The sequence below is a fragment of the Planotetraspora thailandica genome, assembly GCF_016863335.1.
GTDB lineage: Bacteria > Actinomycetota > Actinomycetes > Streptosporangiales > Streptosporangiaceae > Planotetraspora > Planotetraspora thailandica.
The window spans coordinates 21,629-43,720 of record NZ_BOOR01000055.1; the positions used below are offsets into that span (position 1 = coordinate 21,629).

The 22,092-nt window shown below is 71.0% G+C and carries 22 protein-coding genes; 12 read left to right on the forward strand and 10 right to left on the reverse strand.

Annotated features, from left to right (window positions below; translation table 11 throughout):
* Positions 1-285 precede the first annotated feature (285 nt).
* Together Pth03_RS30215 and Pth03_RS30220 are read left to right on the forward strand one after the other, a co-directional pair.
* Positions 286-906 (forward strand): class I SAM-dependent methyltransferase, encoded by a 621-nt coding sequence (locus Pth03_RS30215; RefSeq protein WP_203947826.1) that lies wholly within the window; start codon positions 286-288, stop codon positions 904-906.
* Positions 907-996: 90 nt separating this feature from the next.
* Positions 997-2,541: a Na+/H+ antiporter gene (locus Pth03_RS30220; protein WP_203947827.1), complete on the forward strand. Its 1,545-nt coding sequence runs from the start codon at positions 997-999 to the stop codon at positions 2,539-2,541.
* On the opposite strand, the gene Pth03_RS30225 is transcribed toward Pth03_RS30220, so the two are convergent.
* Both Pth03_RS30225 and Pth03_RS30230 read right to left on the reverse strand, forming a co-directional pair.
* On the reverse strand, positions 2,528-3,178 hold the full coding sequence (locus Pth03_RS30225; RefSeq protein WP_239119475.1) for a class I SAM-dependent methyltransferase: 651 nt from the start codon (positions 3,176-3,178) through the stop codon (positions 2,528-2,530). The genes Pth03_RS30220 and Pth03_RS30225 overlap by 14 nt on opposite strands.
* A 149-nt stretch (positions 3,179-3,327) precedes the next feature.
* Complete coding sequence (locus tag Pth03_RS30230) at positions 3,328-4,341, reverse strand: SDR family NAD(P)-dependent oxidoreductase (protein ID WP_203947828.1); 1,014 nt, start codon at positions 4,339-4,341, stop codon at positions 3,328-3,330.
* Between the two features lie 135 nt (positions 4,342-4,476).
* Between Pth03_RS30230 and Pth03_RS30235 the strand changes: the two genes are divergently transcribed.
* Positions 4,477-5,061, forward strand: coding sequence for a TetR/AcrR family transcriptional regulator (locus Pth03_RS30235; RefSeq protein WP_203947829.1), 585 nt, complete (start codon positions 4,477-4,479; stop codon positions 5,059-5,061).
* 33 nt (positions 5,062-5,094) lie between these two features.
* Here Pth03_RS30235 and Pth03_RS30240 read toward each other — a convergent pair whose 3' ends face one another.
* Positions 5,095-5,286: a hypothetical protein gene (locus Pth03_RS30240; RefSeq protein ID WP_203947830.1), complete on the reverse strand. Its 192-nt coding sequence runs from the start codon at positions 5,284-5,286 to the stop codon at positions 5,095-5,097.
* Positions 5,287-5,516: 230 nt separating this feature from the next.
* Here Pth03_RS30240 and Pth03_RS30245 point away from each other — a divergent pair, with 230 nt between their 5' ends.
* Both Pth03_RS30245 and fusA read left to right on the forward strand, forming a co-directional pair.
* Positions 5,517-5,690, forward strand: coding sequence for a hypothetical protein (locus Pth03_RS30245; protein WP_203947831.1), 174 nt, complete (start codon positions 5,517-5,519; stop codon positions 5,688-5,690).
* A 117-nt stretch (positions 5,691-5,807) separates the two neighbouring features.
* Positions 5,808-7,895 carry an elongation factor G gene (fusA, locus tag Pth03_RS30250; protein WP_239119476.1) on the forward strand — a complete coding sequence of 696 codons (2,088 nt, stop codon included), beginning with the start codon at positions 5,808-5,810 and terminating at the stop codon, positions 7,893-7,895.
* A 54-nt stretch (positions 7,896-7,949) separates the two neighbouring features.
* Here the strand turns inward: fusA and Pth03_RS30255 are convergent, their stop codons facing one another.
* A complete protein-coding gene (locus Pth03_RS30255) occupies positions 7,950-8,351 on the reverse strand; it encodes an ArsR/SmtB family transcription factor (RefSeq protein WP_203947832.1) in 402 nt (133 codons plus the stop codon).
* A 65-nt stretch (positions 8,352-8,416) separates the two neighbouring features.
* Between Pth03_RS30255 and Pth03_RS30260 the strand changes: the two genes are divergently transcribed.
* Positions 8,417-10,414, forward strand: a complete 1,998-nt coding sequence (locus Pth03_RS30260; protein ID WP_444544180.1) for a heavy metal translocating P-type ATPase — start codon at positions 8,417-8,419, stop codon at positions 10,412-10,414.
* Positions 10,415-10,428: 14 nt separating this feature from the next.
* Here the strand turns inward: Pth03_RS30260 and Pth03_RS30265 are convergent, their stop codons facing one another.
* Together Pth03_RS30265 and Pth03_RS30270 are read right to left on the reverse strand one after the other, a co-directional pair.
* Positions 10,429-10,656 carry a hypothetical protein gene (locus Pth03_RS30265; RefSeq protein ID WP_203947833.1) on the reverse strand — a complete coding sequence of 76 codons (228 nt, stop codon included), beginning with the start codon at positions 10,654-10,656 and terminating at the stop codon, positions 10,429-10,431.
* Positions 10,653-11,321, reverse strand: a complete 669-nt coding sequence (locus tag Pth03_RS30270; RefSeq protein ID WP_203947834.1) for a sigma-70 family RNA polymerase sigma factor — start codon at positions 11,319-11,321, stop codon at positions 10,653-10,655. The genes Pth03_RS30265 and Pth03_RS30270 overlap by 4 nt, the downstream gene beginning before the upstream one ends.
* Positions 11,322-11,394: 73 nt before the next feature.
* Between Pth03_RS30270 and Pth03_RS42230 the strand changes: the two genes are divergently transcribed.
* Positions 11,395-11,517, forward strand: a complete 123-nt coding sequence (locus Pth03_RS42230) for a hypothetical protein (protein WP_275413250.1) — start codon at positions 11,395-11,397, stop codon at positions 11,515-11,517.
* Positions 11,518-11,547: 30 nt separating this feature from the next.
* On the opposite strand, the gene Pth03_RS30275 is transcribed toward Pth03_RS42230, so the two are convergent.
* The gene (locus tag Pth03_RS30275) at positions 11,548-12,675 is read right to left on the reverse strand and encodes a lactonase family protein (protein WP_203947835.1); all 1,128 of its coding nucleotides are present in this window, start codon (positions 12,673-12,675) and stop codon (positions 11,548-11,550) included.
* 168 nt (positions 12,676-12,843) lie between these two features.
* Between Pth03_RS30275 and Pth03_RS30280 the strand changes: the two genes are divergently transcribed.
* Positions 12,844-13,068, forward strand: coding sequence for a hypothetical protein (locus tag Pth03_RS30280; RefSeq protein WP_203947836.1), 225 nt, complete (start codon positions 12,844-12,846; stop codon positions 13,066-13,068).
* A gap of 51 nt (positions 13,069-13,119) precedes the next feature.
* Here the strand turns inward: Pth03_RS30280 and Pth03_RS30285 are convergent, their stop codons facing one another.
* Positions 13,120-13,800: a TetR/AcrR family transcriptional regulator C-terminal domain-containing protein gene (locus tag Pth03_RS30285; RefSeq protein ID WP_203947837.1), complete on the reverse strand. Its 681-nt coding sequence runs from the start codon at positions 13,798-13,800 to the stop codon at positions 13,120-13,122.
* A gap of 84 nt (positions 13,801-13,884) precedes the next feature.
* On the opposite strand from Pth03_RS30285, the gene Pth03_RS30290 reads away from it, so the two are divergent.
* Complete coding sequence (locus Pth03_RS30290) at positions 13,885-15,339, forward strand: FAD-dependent monooxygenase (RefSeq protein ID WP_203947838.1); 1,455 nt, start codon at positions 13,885-13,887, stop codon at positions 15,337-15,339.
* A 124-nt stretch (positions 15,340-15,463) separates the two neighbouring features.
* Positions 15,464-16,300 carry an ACT domain-containing protein gene (locus Pth03_RS30295; protein ID WP_203947839.1) on the forward strand — a complete coding sequence of 279 codons (837 nt, stop codon included), beginning with the start codon at positions 15,464-15,466 and terminating at the stop codon, positions 16,298-16,300.
* A gap of 27 nt (positions 16,301-16,327) precedes the next feature.
* Here Pth03_RS30295 and Pth03_RS30300 read toward each other — a convergent pair whose 3' ends face one another.
* Positions 16,328-16,963: a DUF4352 domain-containing protein gene (locus Pth03_RS30300; RefSeq protein WP_203947840.1), complete on the reverse strand. Its 636-nt coding sequence runs from the start codon at positions 16,961-16,963 to the stop codon at positions 16,328-16,330.
* A 294-nt stretch (positions 16,964-17,257) separates the two neighbouring features.
* Between Pth03_RS30300 and Pth03_RS30305 the strand changes: the two genes are divergently transcribed.
* Positions 17,258-19,090 (forward strand): N-6 DNA methylase, encoded by a 1,833-nt coding sequence (locus tag Pth03_RS30305; RefSeq protein WP_203947841.1) that lies wholly within the window; start codon positions 17,258-17,260, stop codon positions 19,088-19,090.
* Here Pth03_RS30305 and Pth03_RS30310 read toward each other — a convergent pair.
* A complete protein-coding gene (locus Pth03_RS30310) occupies positions 19,087-20,394 on the reverse strand; it encodes a serine/threonine-protein kinase (protein ID WP_203947842.1) in 1,308 nt (435 codons plus the stop codon). The genes Pth03_RS30305 and Pth03_RS30310 overlap by 4 nt on opposite strands.
* Before the next feature lie 103 nt (positions 20,395-20,497).
* On the opposite strand from Pth03_RS30310, the gene Pth03_RS30315 reads away from it, so the two are divergent.
* Entirely contained in the window at positions 20,498-22,048 is a 1,551-nt protein-coding gene (locus Pth03_RS30315; protein WP_239119477.1) for a serine/threonine-protein kinase, read from the forward strand.
* Positions 22,049-22,092: the final 44 nt, after the last annotated feature.

Below are 22,092 nucleotides of genomic sequence, written 5' to 3' on the forward strand. Positions count from 1 at the left end.
TTTGGAACCACAGACGCATGTGACCGTAGGACTTATGGGCGTGACGGTCGCAACCCGATTGACGCATTAACCACGCGATCGCTTCGGGACGTTGACGGGGCCGTCTCCGGCCGGAAGGCGGGGCGTCAACGCCGCGTCAGGTTTCCCGGCGCCGCCGTCTGGGTTGCGTAGTGATCGGCTTCATGACGTCCGCCCTGGGTCTAGCGTCACCGCAAGGGTTCTCGCCGGGGCGGGAAAGCGGGCCCGTCCCGGCAGGACCGTGGAAAGGCGTCCGTGGAGAAGGACATGATTCGCGAGACCGAGCCCCCTGATACCGGCGTCGGCATCGAGCAGTTCCATCACCCGCGCGCGGTGTGCAGCGGCCGCCGCCCCTCACCTCTGCGCGAATCGCTCATGCGCGGGCTGTCGGGCACCGTGCTCGAGCTCGGCGCGGGGGACGGCGTCAAGTTCCGCCTCTATCCCTCCGAGGTCCGCGAGATCATCGCGGTGGAGCCCGACCCCGGCCTGTGCGACACCGCACGGCAGGGCTACCGGGACGCCGTTCCGGTACGCGTGCTGTCCGGCTCCTTCGACCGCCTGCCCCTTCCCGACGAGGCCGTCGACGCGGTGATCTGCTCGCTGGCCCTGTGCTCCGCACCCCGTCTGGATGCGGCGCTCAGGGAGATCAGACGGGTCCTGCGGGCCGGCGGCCGGCTGCGCTTCTACGAGCACGTCCGCTCCGTCAACCCCTTCACGGCCCTGACGGAGAGGCTGGTCAGCCCGCTCCTGACGCAGTCGGGCGGCGGTTGCCACCCCGCCCGCGACACCGTGCGCTCCATCACCGCCGCGGGTTTCCAGCTCGACCAGGTCGAGCGCTTCGAGGTCGACCGGGTCGCCCACGTGTTCGGAGTCGCCCGTCGGCAGTGAGCCGAACCTTTTGCGACTTTCCTGTACCTTGGTGCCCAGGTGCGCCGGGAAGTCTGGTCGGCATTTCCAAGGGCTGCCGAGGAGTCGCCGGTGCAGAGCGTGCAGATTGTGCTGTTCCTGGTTGCCGTGGCCGCCGTGGTGGCCACGTTCGCCGGGCGGATCAGTGTGCCCGCGCCGTCGCTGCTCGTGGTCGCCGGAGTCGTCATCGGGCTGCTGCCCTTCTCCGAGCAGATCCACGTCACCCCAGAGGTCGTCAGCCTGATCGTGCTGCCGCCCCTGCTGTACGCGGCGGGGGAGGAGCTCTCCCTGCGCGAGCTCAAGCGCCTGTGGCGGCCGGTCGCCCTTCTGTCCGTGGGTCTCGTGCTGTTCTCCGCCGCCGCCGTCGGCTTCGTCACCACCCTGCTGACCCCGCTTCCCCTGGCGTTGGGGTTCGTCCTCGGCGCCGTGCTGGCCAGCACCGACCCGGTGGCCGTCACCGCTCTCGGCCGCAGGCTCTCGCTCCCTCCGCGGCTGCAGACCCTCGTCCAGGCGGAAAGCCTCTTCAACGACGCCACCAGCCTCATCCTGTTCCGCATCGCGATCTCGGCAGCCGTGGCGGGCGGCGTGGCGGGCTGGGTGAGCATCAGCACCGACTTCGTACGGCTGGCCGGAGGCGGTGCCCTCGTGGGCGGCCTGGTCGCCGCCGGCGTCTCGCTGGTGCGCCGGCGCACCGACGATCCGGTGCTGGAGAGCGTGATCGCCCTCATCGTCCCCTACCTGGCCTACGTGCTGGCCGAGACCGTCCACGCCTCAGGAGTGACCGCGGTCATCGTGGCCGCGATGATCCTCGGCGTCAAGCAGCACGAACTGAGCAACGCCGGCACCCGGCTCCAGCTGACAGCGGTCTACGGAACGGTGATCTTCATTCTGGAGAGCGTCGTCTTCAGCCTCATAGGCCTCCAGCTGCCCGGTCAGATCCGCGAACTGTCCGCGGACGAGGGGGCTTGGGTGCCGGCCGTCTTCGCCGTCGCGCTCACGCTGGTGCTGGTCCGGGTGGCCTGGCTGTTCCCGCTGTCGGCGATCCAGCAGTGGCGCAGGGGCGGCAGGTTCCGTCCGTCGTGGCAGGTGCCCGCGGTCGTCTCCTGGGCGGGAGCCCGCGGCGTGGTGCCCCTCGCCGCCGCCCTGTCGATCCCGGTGTCCACCGCGGCAGGGCAGCCGCTGCCTCATCGCAGCCTGCTCATGGTCCTGGCGACCGGAGTGATCGTCATGTCCCTGGTCGTTCAGGGCTTCACCCTCGCCCCGCTGGTGAGGCTCTCGGGCCTGTCGGTCGCCCCCGACCACTCGCGCGCCGAATACATCCGCGCGCGCCGGCGGCTCACGGAGATCGCCGTCGACTACGTCGACCAGCTCGAAGACGTCGAGGCCGCCTCACCCACCATGATCGAACACGTCCGCCGGTCGCTGCGGCTCCAGATGGATCTCGACCAGGAGTCCGAGGACCTCACCGGCCCCTACGGTCAGATACGCCGCGAGGTGCTCGCCGTACAGAGCGACGCGCTCGCCCACATGTACGCCGAGGGGGAGATCGGCCACGAGACGCATCGCCGGCTCCAGCGTCACCTCGACCGGCAGGATCAGCGCTTCACCGACGAGTGACCGCGCGGCCGAGCACGTGGCTCACCGCACGGAAGGAGACATCGGACACGTCTTCGACCGCGAAGCCGGCCGCCTCGATCGCGGTCAGCGTGTCGCGGCCGGGGTGGCAGCCGCCCGACACCCGGGGCCACAACGGTTTCACGAGGCGCTCCGCCGCCGCGGTCAGCGGGTTGCCCGAGCGCACGTGCTCGTAGAAGCGGAGCTCGCCGCCCGGCCTGAGCACCCGCTTGAGCTCGGCGAGCGCACGGGCGAGATCGGGCGCGGTGCACAGGACCAGTGAGCACACCACGGCGTCGAGCGCGCCGTCCGGCAGCGGGAGGCCGGTGAGGTCGCCGACCACCGGTTTCACCCGCCCGTCGCCGCAGGCCAGCTGCACCGTCTTGAGCAGGAAGGGGTCGGTCTCGGCGAAGGAGATCTCGCGGACCGTGTCCGGATAGCAGAGGAACTTGACGCCGTCGCCGGCGCCGATCTCCAGTACGGCACCGCGGAGCCCGTCCGTCAGTCGCCGCCGCTCGTCCGTGGGCCGGAGATGGGAGTTCCGGCCCACGCAGGCGGGCCGTGGGTGATGGAACTGCTCCATGCCCCGGCCGTACCACGGCCGGAGGTCCGTCGCACGCCAGGAGGAAACCATGGTCATGGCTCAAATATCGGTCGGCCGTCCGCTGATCGGCGCATCCTTGATTCGATCCTGACGGCGACGGCTCACATCGCTACGCGGGTTTGACGGGCTGGGAGCCGCAGAAGACCTGCGCCGGGCCCGGAGGCTGGAAGCCGTCGCGAGCCGCGTCAGGGCAGGGTGGCGCCGGTCAGCTCGTCGCTGAGATCCCACAGGCGGGCGGCGTCCTCCGCGGAGGCCGCGTGCGGCGACAGCCCGGCCGGGGGAATCTCCGACGTGCCATGCCGGAGCGGGTCGGTCGTGCGCGAGTCCGGATCGACGACGACGGCGATGTTGTTGTCCAGGCAGTAGACCCCGCCCTTGTCGTCGAGTTGCGGGCTGACCGCGCACCACACGCTGGTCGAGGCGCCCTGCTGGACGTTCTTCTTTCCGGCGAAGGGGTCGATGACCGGGTTGCCGTGCTCGTCGAGGAGGCCCATCGCGCGCAGGGCTTCGGTGGGTGCATAGCGGCTGAGATTGGTGCCGAGGATGGAGCCCGGGTGCACGGAGAAGGCGCGTACGCCGTGGGCCGCGCCGCGCCGGTCCAGTTCGCGGGCGAACAGGATGTTGGCGGTCTTCGACTGGCCGTACCCGAGCATCGGGTGGTAGTCACGGCGCTCGAAGTGGGGGTCGTCGAAGACGACCGGGGAGTACCGGTGCGCGGCGGCGGAGACGGCGACCACCCGCGCGCCGTGGGCGTCGAGGAGCGCCCGCCACAACCGGACGGTGAGCTGATGATGCCCGAGGTGGTTGGTGGCGAAATGCGACTCGTAGCCGCGGGCGTCGCGGGAAAGTGGCACGCCCATGATCCCCGCGCTGTTGACCAGGATGTGCAGAGGCCGGCCGGAGGCCAGGAAGCGCTCGGCGAAGGCGTCGACGGAGGCGGGGTCGATCAGGTCCAGCTTCTCGATGTCGACGCCGTCGACGCCCTTCAGCATGTGGGCGGCCTTTTCCGGCTGGCGTACGGGCACGATGACCTGTGCTCCGGCCGCGCGCAGCACCCGCGTGGTCTCCGCGCCGATGCCGGAGTGGCCGCCGGTGACGATCGCGACCTTGCCGGTCAGGTCGATGCCCTTGATGACGTCGTCCGCTGTGGAGGAGGCGTCGAACGGTGTGTCGGTGATGGGTTCTTGCAGGGTGCTCAATCGGGACTCCGTTGTGCTCGGTGGTGGCCGGGGTCCGTGGGCCATCCGGCCTGGTGGGCTACTATTCCGGAGAGCTCTCCGGATGGCGTGTCACGACAGTACCGGAGAGGTCTCCGGTACGCAAGAGAGGGCGCCATGGCCGAGCAGCGGAACGAGCCCGTGCGGGCGGACGCGCGGGAGAACCGCGCGCGCATCATCGAGGTCGCGCGGGACGCGTTCACGGCGTCCAGCGACGCGTCGCTGAACTCCATCGCCAAGAAGGCGGGCGTGGGGCCGGGAACCCTGTACCGCCATTTCCCCACACGTGAGGCGCTGATGCTGGCCGTCTACCACCACGAGGTGGAGCGGCTCGCGGAGTACGCTCCGGAACTGCTGGCCGGGCACCCTCCGCTGGAGGCCCTGCGGTTGTGGTGTGACCGGCTGGCCTACTACGGGCGAATCAAGCACGGCATGTCGGACATGCTGCACGCCCTCACCGACGAACGCCTGGCAGGCGAGGTGTACGACCTGGTCATCGGCGCCCTCACCCTGCTGCTGCGCGCCTGCGAGCGCGACGGCGTCATCCGGGGCGGCGTCGACCCGGACGACGTGCTCCTGATGCTGGGCTTCCTGTGGCGCGTCAGCCCCGGCGAGGAAGGCGAGGCCCGCGCCGCCCGGCTGCTCGACCTGGTCGTCGACGGCCTGCGCGCCGGCGCGCAGGCGGCCTCCTCCGGCTCCTGACGTCGCGCCGGTTGTACGGCGACGCTCGGGCGTCTACTCCTTCTTGCGACGCTCGGAAACCGCACAGGCCACCGCGCCGATCATGGCGATCATGGCGATCTGGAGGAGGACGCCGCCCGCGCGTTGGTCGCCGGAGCCGAAGGAGAAAACGCCCCCAAGGATCAGTGCCCCCGTGCCGACGGCCAGGAAGACGTTACGTCCAGTCAGTCCGAAGAGCTCAAGCATGCAGGCGATGCTAGGGCCTGCGGTGCACGCCAGTGATCACTTGAACTGCATGATCACGATATGCGTTTGCGCAGGCCGGGTGGTGTTTCGCCGAACTTCTGCATGATCACGGCTGGTGTTTGCGCAGGTCGCCCCGCCTGCCGCCGAACTTCTGCATGATCACGCGGAGGGGGGCGTGGGGTGGCGGGTAAATGGGTTTCTTTCGGGTGTCGGGGGTGGCTACGCTCCCCATGAAGATCATGCGCTGCCGCGAACGCCAGTGGCGCGCACACCGTGACGAACGAGGGGAGCCGGCCGTGCGCTACCGCACCGCTGTCGTCATTCCCCAGTCGCGCTATGAGGTGATCCTGGTGTCTTCGTTGGCGCTCGCTGCCGGCTGCGCGGCCGGCATCGACCGTCTCTGACGAACACCCGACCCCTGTCCGCCCGGCGCATCGGGGTCTCCGTGTGGCCTGGATCCAGGCCGTCTCGTCCGGGAATCGCGCTGTCCTGTTTCCGACCTTCCTGAAAGGCCATGGACCGTGCGTGCCAACCTGCACCATGCCGAAACGCTGACTGGCGTCCGCAATCTGGGCATCCTCGCCCACGTCGACGCGGGCAAGACCACCATCACCGAACGGATCCTGTACGTCACCGGCGCCACCTACAAACGTGGCGAGGTGCACGCCGGGACGACCGTCACCGACTTCGACCCCCAGGAGCGCGACCGCGGGATCACCATCTTCGCCGCGGCGGTGAGCTGCGTCTGGGACGGACACCGCATCAACCTGATCGACACCCCGGGCCACGTTGACTTCTCCGACGAGGTGGAGCGCTCGCTGCGGGTGCTGGACGGCGCCGTCGCGGTGTTCGACGGCGTCGCGGGCGTCGAACCGCAGAGCGAGTCGGTGTGGCGGCAGGCCGACCGGTACGGCGTGCCGCGCATCGCCTTCGTCAACAAGCTGGATCGCGCGGGCGCCGACCTCGACACGGCGGTCGCGTCGATTCGCGCGCGGCTGCGGGTGACCCCGCTGGTCGTCCAGCTTCCGATCGGGCGCGAAGGCGGATTCACCGGGGTCGTCGACCTTGTGCGCATGCGTGCGCTGGTGTGGGCCGACGGCCGCGACGCGTTCGCCGAGGGCCCGGTGCCCGGCTCCCTGCGGGAGGAGGCGCTCCGGCGCCGCCGGTCTCTGGAGGAGGCGGTGGCCGAACTGCACCCGGGCGCGTTGGAGGAGTACTACGCCGAGCCGGAGATCTCCGCGCCGACGCTCGCCGGCGCGCTGCGCGACCTGACCCTCAGCGGTGAGGGCGTGGTCGTGCTGTGCGGGGCCTACCGCAACCGCGGGATCGAGCCGCTGCTGGACGCCGTCGCGGCCTACCTGCCCTCGCCGCTGGACGTGCCGGCGATGACCGGCACACGTGGTGAGACGACCCGGGAACGGCCCGCCGACCCGGCCGGCCCGTTCGCCGGGCTGGTCTTCAAGGTGAGCTCGACCGCCACCGGAAGGCTGACCTACCTGCGCGTGTATTCAGGGACGATCAGAAGGGGAGACGTCGTGCTGGACGCGGGCGCCCGCCGGACCGAGCGGATCGGCCGCATCCTGCGGGTGCAGGCCGACAGGCACACGGAGGTCGACCTGGCCTCGGCCGGAGACATCGTCGCGGTCGCCGGGCTCAAGGAGGCGCGTACGGGCGCCACCTTGTGCGATCCCGCCGCTCCGCTGGTCTTCGAGCCCCCGGCCGGGACCGATCCGGTGGTCTCGGTGGCGGTGGAGGCCGTCAGGAGGACCGACGGCGAGCGGTTCTCGGCGGCGCTGGCGCGGCTGGCCGAGGAGGACCCGTCGCTGGTCGTCCGCACCGACGCAGAGACCGGCCAGACGGTGCTGTCGGGCATGGGCGAGCTGCACCTCGAGGTGGCGGTGGAGAAGATCCGCCGGGGGTACGGGCTTGACGTCGGCGTCGGCCGGCCGCAGGTGGCCTACCGGGAGACGGTCGTCCGCGGCGTCTCCGGCCTGACGTACCGGCACGTCAAACAGGACGGCGGCGCCGGTCAGTTCGCTCACGTGGTGCTGGACGTCCAGCCGCTGGAGAGCGACCCCGGCGGCGTCCGCGACGGCAGGCCCGGAGCGATGGTCTTCACTTCGGTCGTCACCGGCGGGCGGGTGCCGCAGGAATACGCCCGAGCGGTGGAGGCCGGATGCCGGGACGCCCTGGCGGACGGTCCCCTCGGCGGCCACCCGGTGACCGGCGTCCGGGTCACCCTGACCGACGGGCTCACCCACCCGAAGGACTCCTCGGAGATGGCCTTCCGTACGGCGGGCCGGCTCGGGCTGCGGGAGGCGCTGCGCGCCTGCGCGATGGTGGTGCTGGAACCGCTGGCCGAGGTCACGGGCACCGTGCCCGACGACATGGTCGGCGGGGTGCTGGGCGACCTGGCGGCCAGGCGCGGCCGGGTCTCCGGCTCGGCCGCGCGGGCGGGCACGATGGTGATCACCGCGACGGTGCCGCTGGCCGAGCTGTTCGGTTACGCGACCCGGTTGCGCAGCCGTACCCAGGGCAGGGGGACCTTCACCAGCCGGGCCGTCGGGTACGCCCCGGTTCCGGGCACCGGTGGGACGCCGTCCCGATAGAACCGGTGCTCCAAGCGGCCCCGCCCGCACCCGGGCGGGGCCGCTTTCGCGCGATCAGGAGTCCGACGGGCTGTGCACGAGCTCGACGGGCTGCATGGCGTGCACGCTGGTGTCCGTTCCGGGGTGATCGGGCAGGTCCCGGTCGGCGTGGTCGGCGTGGAAGAGGGCTTCGTCGAGCAGCCGCTGCACGTGCACGTCCGCGGCGGAGTAGTAGACGAAGGTCCCTTCCCTGCGGCCCTTGACCAGCCCGGCCAGGCGCAGCTTGGCCAGATGCTGGCTGACCGCGGTGGGAGCGGCGCCGACGAGCTCGGCCAGGCACGCCACCGACGACTCGCCCTGCAGCAGCGCCCACAAGATCTTCATCCGTGTGGGGTCGGACAGCAGCCGGAGGGACTCGGCCGCCAGGTGCACCTGTTCGTCGTTCGGCATCCGGAAGCCCGATAGGGACGTGTGCATGACCCCACGATACGCCAGAGCAAAGTGTCTGACTATCTGCGTACCTACGCATATATGATGATGCGGTGATAGTGAATAATGCCTCTGACGTGCGCGAATACGCCCAGCGGCCAGACAGGGCGCTCGTACGGCCTCGCCGTACCCGCCTGTTCCATCTGGCGGAGGTGCGTTGGGCGGCCGCCGCGACCGCTCTGTTCGCCGTCGGAGGTGCCGCGCAGCTCGCCGGAGCCCCCGCGTGGTCGTGGTGGGGGCTGTACCTCGCCTGCTACGCGGCGGGCGGCTGGGAGCCCGCCCTCGCCGGCGTACGCGCGCTCGCCGAGCGCCGGCTCGACGTCGACCTGCTGATGGTGGCGGCCGCGCTCGGGGCGGCCGCGATCGGGCAGGTCACGGACGGCGCGTTGCTGATCGTCATCTTCGCCACCTCCGGAGCTCTGGAGTCCTACGCGACGCGGCGGACCGAGGACTCGGTGCGCGGGCTGCTCGACCTCGCCCCCCAGAAGGCGACCCTGATCGAGGCCGGCGGGACCGAGCGTGTGGTGCCCACCGAGGATCTGGAGATCGGAGACGTGATCGTCGTCCGGCCGGGGGAGCGCGTCGGCGCGGACGGCCGGGTGATCGACGGCCTGAGCGAGGTCGACCAGGCCACCATCACCGGGGAGCCGCTTCCCGTGCCCAAGCAGGCCGGAGACGAGGTCTTCGCCGGCACGATGAACGGCACCGGGTCCATGCGCGTACAGGTGGAACGGCCCGCCGGGGAGACGGTGGTCGCGCGCATCGTGGCCATGGTGGAGGAGGCCGGCCGGACCAAGGCCCCCACCCAGCTGTTCATCGAGCGGGTCGAGCAGCGCTATTCGGTCGGAATGGTGGCGGCCACTCTGCTGCTGTTCGCGATCCCCCTGGCATTCGGCGCGCCGTTCCAGGACACGCTGCTTCGCGCGATGACCTTCATGATCGTCGCATCGCCGTGCGCGGTCGTGCTGGCCACCATGCCTCCGCTGCTGTCCGCCATCGCCAACGCCGGACGGCACGGCGTGCTGGTCAAGTCGGCCGTCGCGATGGAACGGCTGGGCACCGCCACCCTGGTCGCCTTCGACAAGACCGGCACTCTTACCGAGGGGACGCCCCGCCTGGCCGAGGTGCGCCTCCTGCCGGGCGGCGCGGCAGGTCAGGTCGCGGGTGATGTGACAGACGAGGCCGGGCTGCTGGCCCTCGCGGCCGCCGCGGAGAATCCGTCGGAACATCCGCTGGCACGCGCCGTCGTGAGCGCCGCCCGCGAGGCGGGGCTTGCGCTCGAACCGGCAGGGGACTTCGCCTCGGTGCCGGGCCGCGGGATCCGCGCCCGCGTCCGGGGCCGGCTGGTGGAGGCGGGAAGCCCCGCATTCCTGCTCGGAGACGACGAGCAGGCGCGCGGGATCGTCACCGCACTGGAGGAGGACGGGCAGACAGCCGTGGTGGTGCGCCTGGACGGCCGGGTCGCGGGCGTGCTCGGCCTCGACGACCGGCTCCGGCCGGGCGCCGCTCAGGCCGTCGGGCGGATCAGGACGCACACCGGAAGCAGTCCCGTCCTCCTGACCGGCGACAACCAGCGTGCCGCCACGAGGCTCGCCGACCAGGTGGGAATCACGGACGTGCGGGCCGGGCTCCTGCCGCACCAGAAGGTCGAGGCGGTGAGGCGGCTGGAGGGAGCCGGCCACAAGGTGGTCCTCGTCGGCGACGGCGTCAACGACGCTCCTGCCCTGGCCGCCGCGCACACCGGGGTCGCGATGGGCCGGGCGGGCTCCGATCTGGCGTTGCAGACGGCCGACACGATCATCGTCAGAGACGAACTGGCCGCCCTCCCCGCCGTCATCGCCCTGTCCCGGCGGGCGCGCAGGCTCGTCGTCGCCAACCTCGCCGTCGCGGCGGCGTTCATCTCCGTCCTGGTGGCGTGGGACCTGTTCGGCGACCTGCCGCTGCCCCTCGGAGTCGCCGGGCACGAGGGGTCGACCATCGTCGTGGCGCTCAACGGCCTGCGCCTCCTGCGCGGCGCGGCCTGGCGCGGCCCGTCCGCCGTACGCCGGTGAAGGCGAGCCGGCGGTCAGGCGTCTTCAGCGGCGTCGTCCAACGCGGCCAGGAGTCCTTCTAGGTCGTCCGCGCAGGGGCCGCACGCGCGCAGGTGCGCCGCCGCGCCTGGGTATCGCGCCTCGGGGTCGGCGCCGGCCTGTACCAGGTCGGCGTAGATGTGCATGATCTCCATTGCCTCGCCGCATCCCACGTCGTGGGGGTCGGTCTGCAGGAAGCGCTCGAGTTGCGACCAGCCGTTCATGAACGCCTCGCCTCGCGGTTCAGGTAGCCCCGGGCGGCCAGAGAGGCGGCCAGTTTGCGCCGGGCGTCGAAGAGGGTCTTGTAGATGGCGTTGCGATTGGAACCCGTCTCAGCGACGAGGGCGTCGAGCGGGATTCCATTAAGCACGAGCGCGACGAACACGCGTCGCTGGTGGGCCGTCAGGTCGTCGTCCACCGCACGGCGCAGGGCGGCGACCAGGTCGTGCCATTCCGACTGGCGGGCCGGGTCGAACCCGAACCGGTCCGGCAGCCGGTCCCAGTCTTCTGCGTCGAGCTGTGCGTCCGGGTTGCGCCAGTAATGGCGGCCGATCTTGCCGGAGACCTCGAAGATCACGAACTTGTACGCCCAGGTGGTGAACCGGCTCTCCCCGCGGAACTGCCCCACCTTGCCGGTGAGGGCCATCATGGCGTCGGCCGCGGCCTGATGGGCCAGGTCGTCGAGCTCCGGGCCGCTGATGTTCAGCCGGGGCGCCCGTCTGCTCACCTCGCCGCGCGCCACGCGCACCAACAGCTCGTGCAACCGTACGAGTGCGCGTTCGCGCTCCGCGCCCGTGCCGGTGAGCGTCCGGACCCATTCGGCGGATTCAGGATCGAGCGGCCGCGTCGTCGTCGCATCGCCGTGTGCGGCGGGTTCGACAGAAGCCATGCCGTGAAACCTACCAAGGGGGTGATTCGCGGCTCGAAGCGGCGACGGCCCGGCGAGCTGCGCGGACGAGGCCGTGAGCGTACGGGCCGGCGGAGACGGCGGGCGGCCGCAGCGGACGCCCGGCTATGCATGGGCGCCCGCCGCGGGGCTCGAGGAGGCGTTTCCCAGAACCGTCACGCCGTACGGGCGTGCCTGATCACGTGCTGGATCATTTGGGCCGCGTCGTTCAGAGTGCGACTATTCCCTCGCCGCCCACGGCTCCGGGCACGGTCACGGTGCCGACCCGCGTGAGCGAGCCGTCGGAGTTGACGCGGAAGGCGTCGACGTTCCCGTCCTTGCCGGTCTGCACGTAGAGGTAGCGGCCGTCGGAGGAGGCGGCGGCGTCCACGGTGCCGGCGTCGGTGGCGGTGGTGCCGAGCGCCTTCACCGAGCCGGTCCCGGTGTCCCGGTACCCGGACAGGGTGCCGCTGCCCGCGTTGGAGGCGTACAGCCAAGGGCCGGTCTTCACGATCCAGCAGGTCGCCGCCTGGCCGGTGGCGATCTGCTGAATCTGGGTCGCCGTGCCGCTCCGGCCCAGGGTGTAGGTCGCCACGGCGTTGGGCCCCGCCTGGGTGACGACCATGCGGCGGCCGTCGTCGAAGAGGAACGCGAAGGGGGCCGTCCCGTCCTGGGTGGTGGTGACCGGCTTGGCGGAGGGGGCGCCGAGGAGGCTCAGGCCGAACACCTTGATGGCGTTGCCGTTGCCCTTGGTGACGACCACGAGGCGGTCGCCCCCGGGGGTGAAGCCGACCTGGCCCGGGGTGGTGGTGAACTGCGGGGTGGCGGCGGGGTCGAGGCCGAGCCCGCGGTTCCAGGAGGGAACGCGCACGACGCGGTCGCCGACCCGGCGGTAGCCCTGGATCGACCCGCCGTCCAGGGCGTTGAGCACGTAGACGAGGTCTCCGCGCACGGCGACGCTGACGGGGAACGTCCCGCCCGAGGACACGACCTGGGTGCGGGTGAGCCGGTCGCCGTGGACGGCGAAGACGGTGACGGTGTCGCTGCCCGCGTTGACCGCGTACAGCAGGCCGTGCCGCTGGTCGTAGGTCAGGGATCCCTGGGAGGCGAGGTGGTCGACGACGGAGCCCTCGAGCACGCCCCCGAGGCCGCCGGTCGCGTAGGCGCCCGCACGGGTGAGGGAGCCGTCGTGGCCGCGGTCGTAGGCGACGACCGTGTTGCCCTGCGGGTCGTCGGTCTGGGCGAACACCGGGTGGGCGGCCCCGCTCCGCGCCGATGCGGAGGCGGGGGTGGCGAGTGCGGCGGCCGCGGTGACGGCGACGCCGGCCAGGCTGAGGACACGGACGGTGGTCTTCATGGTCTCCTCGTTCAAGGAAGGGTAAAGACGAACGGTCTGTTAGCGGCTCCGCGGCCCCGAATGCTTACCGGCGAGACGCCGAATTAACGACCGGTTCTCCGGTTCGTAAGATCTGCCTCCGGCACTCGCGCCGTGACGCGCTGCGACCCACGATCTAGGCTGCTCGTGATGAACGACTTCAGGTGCACCCAGTGCGGCACGGTCGGCCTCGAACCGGGTTTCGTCGAGGACGCCGGTCAAAGCTCGCAGGGATACCTGCGGTGGATCGCCGGTGCCCTCGAGCGTGGCCCGTTCGGCGGCGCGAAGAGAATCGGCCGCCAGCGCTGGCAGGTCGACGCCTACTGGTGCCCCCGGTGCGCCCATCTGGAACTGTTCGCGGGCAAGCCGATCTGACGCCGTACGCGGGCTGCCTCTGCTAGGCCCGGTGCGCCATGAGTGAGCCGGTCAACCGCCGCCGATGCCGTCGAGGATGCGCTCGAGACCGTAGGCGAACTGCTCGGTGAACGTCAGGTCGCGCGCCTCCATGACGCGTCTGGCGAAGTGCGGGTAGTCGCCGCTCGCGATGACCTCGCTGATGTACGGCCCCACGCTCGCGCGCCATTCCTGCTCGCTCTGGCCCGTACGGCGGTGCGCCTCCAGTTCGGCGAGCTCGCGTGAGACGGCGCCGAGCACGTAGTCGCCGATCAGGCCGATGACGCCGGCCACCCGCGTCGCGTCGGGGGTCAGCTGCGCCGCAGCGGCGAGCGCTTCGTTCATCTGGCGCAACGAGTTGGGCCCGAGCGCGGGGCGGATCATCAGCAGCGTGCCGAGCCACGGATGGCGCAACATCAGGGCCCGCTGGGCGTGCGCGTGGGCCGCCAGGTCCGCCCGCCAGTCGCCGGAAAGCGACAGGGCCGGCACCTCGTCTCTGACCACGTCCACCATCAGGTCGAGCAGCTCGTCGCGGTTCCTGATGTGGCGGTAGAGCGAGGTGGTGCCCGATCCCAGCTCGGCCGCCACCCTGCGCATCGACAGGGCGTCGAGCCCTTCGGCATCGGCGACGGCGACGGCCGCCCTGGCCACCCGTTCGAGGCTCATCGCCTGCCGCCGGGGACTGTACGGCTCGCGGCTCCACACCAGTGACATCGCCCTACCCCCTCTGGCGCCCATCCTACGGTTGTGGCTACAGTGTGCCCAAATCGGGAACAGTGTTCCCAATGAGGAGGATTCATGCATGAGGTTCTGATCGTCGGCGGTGGCACGGTGGGCCTGAGCGCCGCGGTCTTCCTGGCTCATCACGGCGTTCGCTCGCTCGTTGTGGAGCGCGAACCCGGGCCGCAGGTGCACCCGAGAGCCACGGGCGTGGGATCGCGCACGATGGAGATCCTGCGAGAGATGGGTCTCGCGGACGCCGTGAACGCGGTCGCCGTCGACATGAAGGGCATCTCGCTCGGCAAGGTCACCGTGGAGACGCTGGCGGGGGCCGACTTCACGACGATGAGCCCGAGCGCGCAGGTCTACCGCGATCCGGACTTCACCCCGGCACGCATGCGCGGCACATGCCCGCAGAACCGGCTCGACGGAGTGCTGCTCGGCGCGGCCCGCGAGCGCGGGGCGACCGTCTCCTACGGGACCGAGCTGGTCTCGTTCGAGCAGGACGACGACGGGGTCACCGCCGTGCTGGCCGGCGCCGGGGGCACGCGGACCGTGCGCGCCCGTTACCTGGTGGCGGCCGACGGCGTGCGTGGCGCCGTGCGCGACGCGCTCGGCATCGGCCTGTCCGGCCCGGGAGTGCTCGGGCCCGGCATCAACAACGTCCTGTTCCGCGCGGACCTGCGGCATGTCATCGGCGAAACCCGCTTCGCCGTCTGCTCCGTCACCACCCCCGAGGCGCCGGGGACCATCGTGACGATCGACGGTGAGAAGGAGTGGGTGTTCCATACCAACGCCGACCCCGCGCACGCGCGGGACGTGATCCGGGCGGCGGTGGGCGACCCCGGGCTGGAGGTCGAGATCGTCAGCGTGCTGCCCTGGCGGGTGCGCGCCCAGATCGCCGACAGGTTCTCCGCCGGGCGCGTCTTCCTCGTCGGGGACGCCGCGCACGCCGTGCCGCCGCTCGGGGCGTTCGGCATGAACACCGGGGTGGCCGACGCGCACAACCTCGCGTGGAAACTCGCCTACGTGCTGCGGGGCGAGGCCGGCCCCGCGCTCCTCAGCACCTACGACGAGGAGCGTCGGCCCGTGGGCGCGCTCGCCATGGAACAGGCTCTGCTGCGCCTGGCCGACCCGCGCCTGCACTGGGACAACGATCCCGCGATGGCGGCCGAGCGGGCCAGAGCGGGTGTGGTCAACGCCCCCGTCGTGCAACTCGGCTACCGGTACGGCCAGGCCGTACAGGATCTGCCGTCGGCCGAGGACGTGGCCCTCGACCTCGACGGGTCTGTCGGCTCGCGCGTCCCCCACATGTGGGTCGCCGACGGCGTCTCCTCCCTCGACCTGGTCGAGTCGCGGTTCACCGTCCTGGCGGGCGCGGAGGACACCGCGTGGGCGTCCGCGGGCGCTCGGCTGATCGACGGCTGGCCGTACGGGCCGCTGCTGGTGCGCCCCGACGGCTTCGTCGCCTGGCGCGGCACCACCCCCGACGACCTCCCGGGCGTGCTGTCCCGTCTGCTCCACACGGCGTGAACCCCCCGGGCGTCGGCACGGCTCGCCGTACGGCAACGCAGAAGTACCGTGGGTGCGCCAGGTTTAATGCCACCGTAATTGCACGCTGCGTGATCGTGAAACAACCGATGGTCAGCCTGGCGTCATGACTCGAGCACGGGGGGCCGGGCGAGCCCGGTCGGGAACGACGCCGGACGGGCGTCACGTCTCCTCCAGTTGGCGGCGGGAGGCCGTGGAACTGGCGGCGCTGTTCGTCGCCGTGGGCGTGGCGCACCTTCTCGCGACGATGCTGGGCGACACGGAGCCGGGACCGCTGCTGCTCGTGTCCCTCGGAGTGGCGCTCGTCGCGGGGGCCGCCGTCCACAAGCGGCTCGCCCACCGGGGCGGAAGCGCGCGCGCTCCACGCGGAACCGCCGACGTCGGAGAGGACAGGCCCATGCGCCTGTGGCGCATCCGCACCCGCGTGGTCGACCGGCCCGGCCGGCTGGCCGAGCTCGCGGGGGCCTTCGCCCGGCTTCGCTGCAACGTGCTCGCCCTGCACATCGCGGCAACGGGCAGCAGCGCGATATCGGGATGCGACGCCCTGGACGAGTTCGTCGTCGAGGCGCCCGCGGGCTTCACCGGGCACGACCTGCGGGCGGCCGTCGGCGACGCCGGAGGGCTCGACATCGTGGTCGTGCGGGCCCAGGTCAAGGATCTCATCGATCCGGGCGTGCAGGCCCTGGTGCTGGCGCACCGCGTCAGCGAAGACCCGGGCCGGCTGCCCGAGGCGATGGCCGAGCTGCTGCGTGCGCCCGACGTGCAATGGCGCCGCCCGGGCGACACCGTGGACGACGCCGGTGAGCTCGGTACGACCCTGGTGGTCTCCGTCCACCCGGAACGCGCCTTGCTGGTGAGCCGTCCCGACCTGCCGTTCACGCCGACGGAGGCGGCCCGGGCGGCGGCCCTGGCCACATCCGTCAGGCAACGGCGTTACTCCTGAAGGCGCCGGCCGGCGGTTCCCCGGCCATCAGGCGAGGGACACGGTGACACCGCCGGAGAACATCGAGTCGTGCAGCGTGATGGCCTTCAGCTTGAAGTTCTTCGGCACGTCGAACAGCACCAGGCCCTTGACCTCGTTGCCGGGGTTGATGTTCTTCAGGAACGCATTGGAGTCCTTCAGCCAGATCGCGGCACCGGAGTCGGCGTCATATTCGCGGCCCGCGCTGTCGATGAGCTTCTGGTCCGAATCGCTGAACATCTGCGCCTCGTCGCCGGTGTTCTTCACGGTCAGGTGGACCACGATGTACTGCCCCTGAGCCTTGGAGACGGTCAGGCCCTCGCCGACCTTGGACAGGCCCTTTTCAACCGTGGTGACCTTGAAGGAGAACTTGCCGTCCTTCACCACGTCGCCGACGCCGGGCGCCTGCGCCTTGTCCCCGGACCCCTTCGAGGTCTGCGACGTCCCCGCTCCAGGAGCGGCCGACGTGCTTTCATCGCCGGAACCGCTGACGGCGACCCCGACCACCACCAGGCCGACGAGGACGGCGCCGCCGATGAGCACCGCCTTCAGGCAGCCGCCGCTCTTCTTCTGCTGCACGATCACGGTCTGCGGATACGGCTGCGCATAGCCCTGGGGGGCGACGTTCTGCGGGTTGTCGTGCATGAGATCTCCAGTCATCGAGGGGTGAGCCGGTCGAGCGCGCCGACGCGCAACGGCGTGCGTTCCGCGCCCGTCGCGCGGCGCCGTACGACCGGCTCCGTGTAGACGTCCGGTATTAGAGCAGACTGTGAACTCGGCGCACAAGCTGATTCGCGATGTGGACAATTTCCGGAAAAGTGCCGTAGGTTGCAGCGCATATGTCAGAGCTCTGGGCTGATCGAACCGGAATCCCTGCCAGACTGGTCCAGAGCCGCGGCCCGTGTACGTCTCCGCCGGGGAATCGGAAAGAGGTGCGTGATGCACGACGACGCCACGGTGGCATCGGGCGACATCGCCCGGCTGGCCGGAGTGGGCCGGGCCGCTGTGAGCAACTGGCGCCGCAGATTTCCGGACTTTCCCGAGCCCGTCGGCGGCACGTCGTCGAATCCGCTGTTCTCCCTCTCCCAAGTCGAGACGTGGCTGCGCGGCCAGGGAAAGCTGGAGGAGCTGCCCGAGGACGAGCGGGTGTGGCAGCAGATCCGCAACTCCGCGGACGACCTCCAGCTCGCCTCCCTGGTGAGCTCGGTCGCGGCGTCGCTCGTCGGCGCAGGCCAGGAGCCGCCGCAGCCTGAGCTCGCGGGCGCGCACGTCCCCGGCCCCCTGCTGGAGAGCGCCACCGGGCTGGCGGCCGCGAGCGGCGTCGGCGACACGGTGGAGTTCCTCTTCCGGCGCTACGTGCAGACGCACTCGCGGCGCGTGCAGGTGGTCGGCTCCGACGTCGCCGCATTGATGGCGAGCCTGCTCGGGCCCTGCGAAACGGTCCTCGACCCCCTGTGCGGCTTCGGAACGTTGCTGCTGGCCGCCGTGTCGCCGGACGGTCCACGGCCCCGCCGGGTGTTCGGGCAGGAACGCGACGCCGCCATGGCCAGGTTCGCCGCCGCCCGCCTCGCCGCCCGGGGTGCCGAGGCGGACATCCGCGCCGGCGACGCACTGCTCGGCGACGCCTTCCCCGGCGTCGAAGTGGATGCGGCGCTGTGCGTGCCCCCGGTCAACGAGCGGGGCTGGGGTTATGACGTGCTGACCAACGATCCACGCTGGCAGTACGGCCTGCCGCCACGAGGGGAGTCGGAACTGCCGTGGGTGCAGCACTGCCTGGCCCGCGTGCGGCCGGGCGGGCATGTGGTCGTCCTCATGCCGCCTGCCGCGGCGAGCAGGCGCTCGGGGCGGCGAATCCGGTCGCAACTCCTGCGGACGGGGACCGTTCAGGCGGTGGTGGGTCTCCCCGCGGGGTCGGCCCCGCAGTCGACCCTGCCACCGCACCTGTGGCTCCTGCGCCGCCCGGATGAAAAGGGCGTCGTCCCCACACATGTCCTGATGGCCGACGGCCCGATCGAGTCGTTCGCCGACGGCCTGGAGGCGGCCGGCCGGGCTGTGCCGATCATGGATCTGCTGGACGACGAAGTGGATCTCACGCCGTCCCGCTATCTCCCCAAGGCGCCCTCCGTACGGATGGGAGACCTGACGAAGTCACGCGATGACCTGAACGAGCGGGCCTCAGGCTTGACCCGCCTGCTACCGGCCGTCCGGAGCGAGACGCGCGAACTGACCATGACCACATTGGGAGAGCTGGCGCGGGCGGGAACCGTTCACCTCGAGCAGACTCCCATGCGGATGCAGACCGATGCGGGAGAGGCACCGTTGCTCACCGCCAAGGATGTGGCGATGGGCCGCGGGCCGACGGGCCGGGGGGAGGCGAGGCCGGAGGCGGTCGTCGCCCACGCCGGCGACATCGTGGTGCCCGCGGTCACCCACGACGTGAGCGCGCGGGTGGTGACGGACACGGTGCTGCTCGGCCCCCATCTGTTCGTGATCCGGGTGGACACGGAGATCCTCGACCCGCACTTCGTCGCGGGCTTCCTGCGCGTCTCGGCCGAGCAGGCGGCCACCACGTCGTCCGGGACGTACCGGGTGGACGTGCGGCGTGCCCAGTTGCCCCGCCTGCCGATCGCCGAACAACGGCGGTACGGCGACGCCTTCCGCAGGATCGCCGAGTTCGAGAACGTGGCACGCGACATCGCGGAGATGGGCGGCCTGCTCGCGGCGAACATGCTGCACGGGCTGATCGACGGCGCGCTCCAGCCGGACGGCTAGCGGGCGATGGCCAGCATGAGCTGGGCGGCGGTCGGCCGGCGCTGCGGATCCTTGTCCAGGCAGGCGGCCACCGGATCGCGCAGCGACGGCGGCAGTGGCAGCAGCGCGGGCTGCTGGTGAAGGACCGCCTGGAAGACCTGGAAAGCCGTGGCGCCGTTGAAGGCGAGCAGGCCGGTAGCCCCGTAGAACATGGTCGAGGCCCAGCTGAAGATGTCCGACTGCGGGCCGACCGGCAGACCGGAGACCTGCTCAGGCGACATGAACGCGGGTGTTCCCTTGACACCGCCCGAGGTCATGGTGACCTGATCCAGCGCCTTGGCGATGCCGAAGTCGATGACCCTGGGCCCGTCTGAGCCGATCAGCACGTTGGCGGGCTTGAAGTCGCGGTGCACGATTCCGGCGGAGTGGATGGCGTTGAGCGCCGCAGAGGTCGCGATGGCGAGCCGGATCAGGGCATCGCCGCTGAGCGGGCCCTCCTCCCGGACGAGCCGGTCCAGGGAACGCCCCGCGACGTATTCGCTCACGATGTAGGCCGTGTCGCCGTCGACGCCCACGTCGACGACCCGCGCCGTCGAGAACGCCGGCACCCGCTGCGCCGCGGCCACCTCACGCATGAAGGCGTCACGTTCCTGCGTGCCCCCGCGGAACCGCTCGTGCAGCACCTTGACGGCGACATGTGCCCCGTCCGGTGCGATGCCCATGTGCACCGCGCCCTGCCCTCCTTCGCCGAGTTTGTGCAGAAGGGTGTAGGCGCCGAGCCTCTGCGGCTGACCGGTGTGGTGAGTGACCGGCGAGGCGGGCGCGCCCCAGGGATTCCAGGAGGAACTCGCAGCGGGCATGGACGGGTTCGGCGGCACAGCCGCGCCTCCGTACGGGGTGGGCACGGTTCCGGAGGGCGCCGGCGAGGGCGCCGTGCCCGGCCACACCGGCGCCGGCGGAACGGTCGCACGAGGCTCGAACACTCGTCTCCGCAGGACGAACGCATGGGTGGTGCCACCACCCCAGGCCCCCAGGATCCAGATCCACATCGCAACGTTGTACTGCGCGCTGTCCGTGGGCAGCGCCGGAGTGTCGACAGCGGACAGGTAGGCGACGAACGCGGCGAGATAGGAGCCGGCCGCGATGCCTTGCTTCCGGCTCCTCAGCCGGATGGCTGCCGACCCGATGACGAACGAGGTCAGGAAGCCCAGGGAGAAGAAGGGAACGAGTGCCCACAGGACGCCCAGCGTCACACGCACGGGCGATTGGCGGGCAACCGGTTGCGCGTCGTAACGCCGGGCACGGACCGCGTCCTCAGTAGGCATGGTGCGAATTCTAAGGATGCGCACGTTTGTGGGGGACCGCTCCATTCATTGGTGATCCGGTAATTTCTCCGGTGGGCGTGAGGGTTCACGGAAGGCGGCCGGATTGAGCAGGCGGACCATCGACGGTCGTTACGAGCTGGACCCCCTTTCCCGGCGCGGGGGAGGCATGGGGGAGGTCTGGTTCGGCTACGACAAGCGTCTCGACCGGCCCGTCGCGATCAAATTCATCCGGGTGGACCGGCAGCCTGACGGAAAACCGGACAAAGAGCTCACACAGCGCTTCGTCCGCGAGTCCCGGGTAACGGCACGGCTCGAACATCCCGGAGTCCCCGCCGTCTATGACTGCGGCACGCATGGTGACGAGATTTACCTGGTCATGCAGCAGGTCGCCGGTTGCTCGGTCGCCACTTTGCTGGACGAGACGGAGATCCCGGTCGCCTGGGCCGCGGCGATCGCCGCCCAAACCTGCTCGGTGCTCGCCGTCGCCCATGCCAACTCGCTGGTCCACCGGGATCTCAAGCCCAGCAATCTCATGGTGAGCCCTGACGGAACGGTCAAGGTTCTGGACTTCGGAATCGCAGCCGCCCTTTCCCCGACGGCGACGAAGCTGACCCGGACGGGTGTCGCGATCGGCACACCGGAATACATGTCGCCGGAACAGGCGACGGCGGGCTCTGCCAGTCCGCAAAGCGACCTGTACTCCCTCGGCGTCGTCCTGGACGAGATGCTCTCGGGGGAGAACCAGTTCTCCGGGCCCACGCCGCTCGCGTCCATGCACAACCACATGGGCCGGGCCCCGCGCCCGTTGCGGCATCGGCGAAGGGAGGTGCCTGAGGGCCTGGAGCGGCTGGTCCTCTGGCTGCTGGAGAAGTCGCCGGACAAGCGGCCGCCGTCGGCCGCCGTGGTCTACGAACGGTTGCTGGATTTCTGCCGGCAACTGCCGGCGTTCCCCGGATATGTGGACGTGGCTTCGCTTCACCCGGTCCGGATGTACGCGAGCGTCGTGGGCAGAATCGCCGCGCCCGCCCAGACGACGAGTTACGTCGCGCCGGTGATCACCCGGCCCGCCCGCCAGGCCGCGGCGCATGAACCGTTCCGGCCCAGCGACGTCGCCCTCGCCCGCAAGGACGCTCACGCGCTCAAGGTGCAGTCCCGGTTCACGCAGGCCGCCGAGGTCCTCGCCGCGTTCGTCGAGCCCGCGGCGCGTGCGCTCGGGACGGCCGCCCCCGACGTGATGGCGCTGCGGATCGAGCTTGCCGACGTCCTGTTCCTCGCGGGCGACTACCGCCGGGCTGCTCCCGAGTTCGCCGCGCTCGCCGCCGACCTGACCGAACGGGACGGGCCCGGCGGCGACCTGGTCCTGCGTTTCCGGCTCATGGAGGCGAACTGCCACGCCGCGGCCGGTGAGACCACGCTGGCACTGACGCGGCTCGGCCGGCTTCTCGACGACGAACGGCGCTTCGGCGTGGACGAGGACCAGGTGCTGGACCTGCGGCGCCAGATCGGGCTGCTCGAACTCGGCGCGGGGGACCGCGTCCGGGCGAGGAAGACGTTGAGCGACCTGCTGCCGGATCTGGAGCGTCGGTACGGCCCCCGCCATCCGAGCGTGCTCAATGTGCGGGAAATCCTGAGCGGCCTGGACGGGGAGCGCTGACACGGCCAGGCTCGGCGTCGAACGGGCACGGGCCGCGAGGCCGG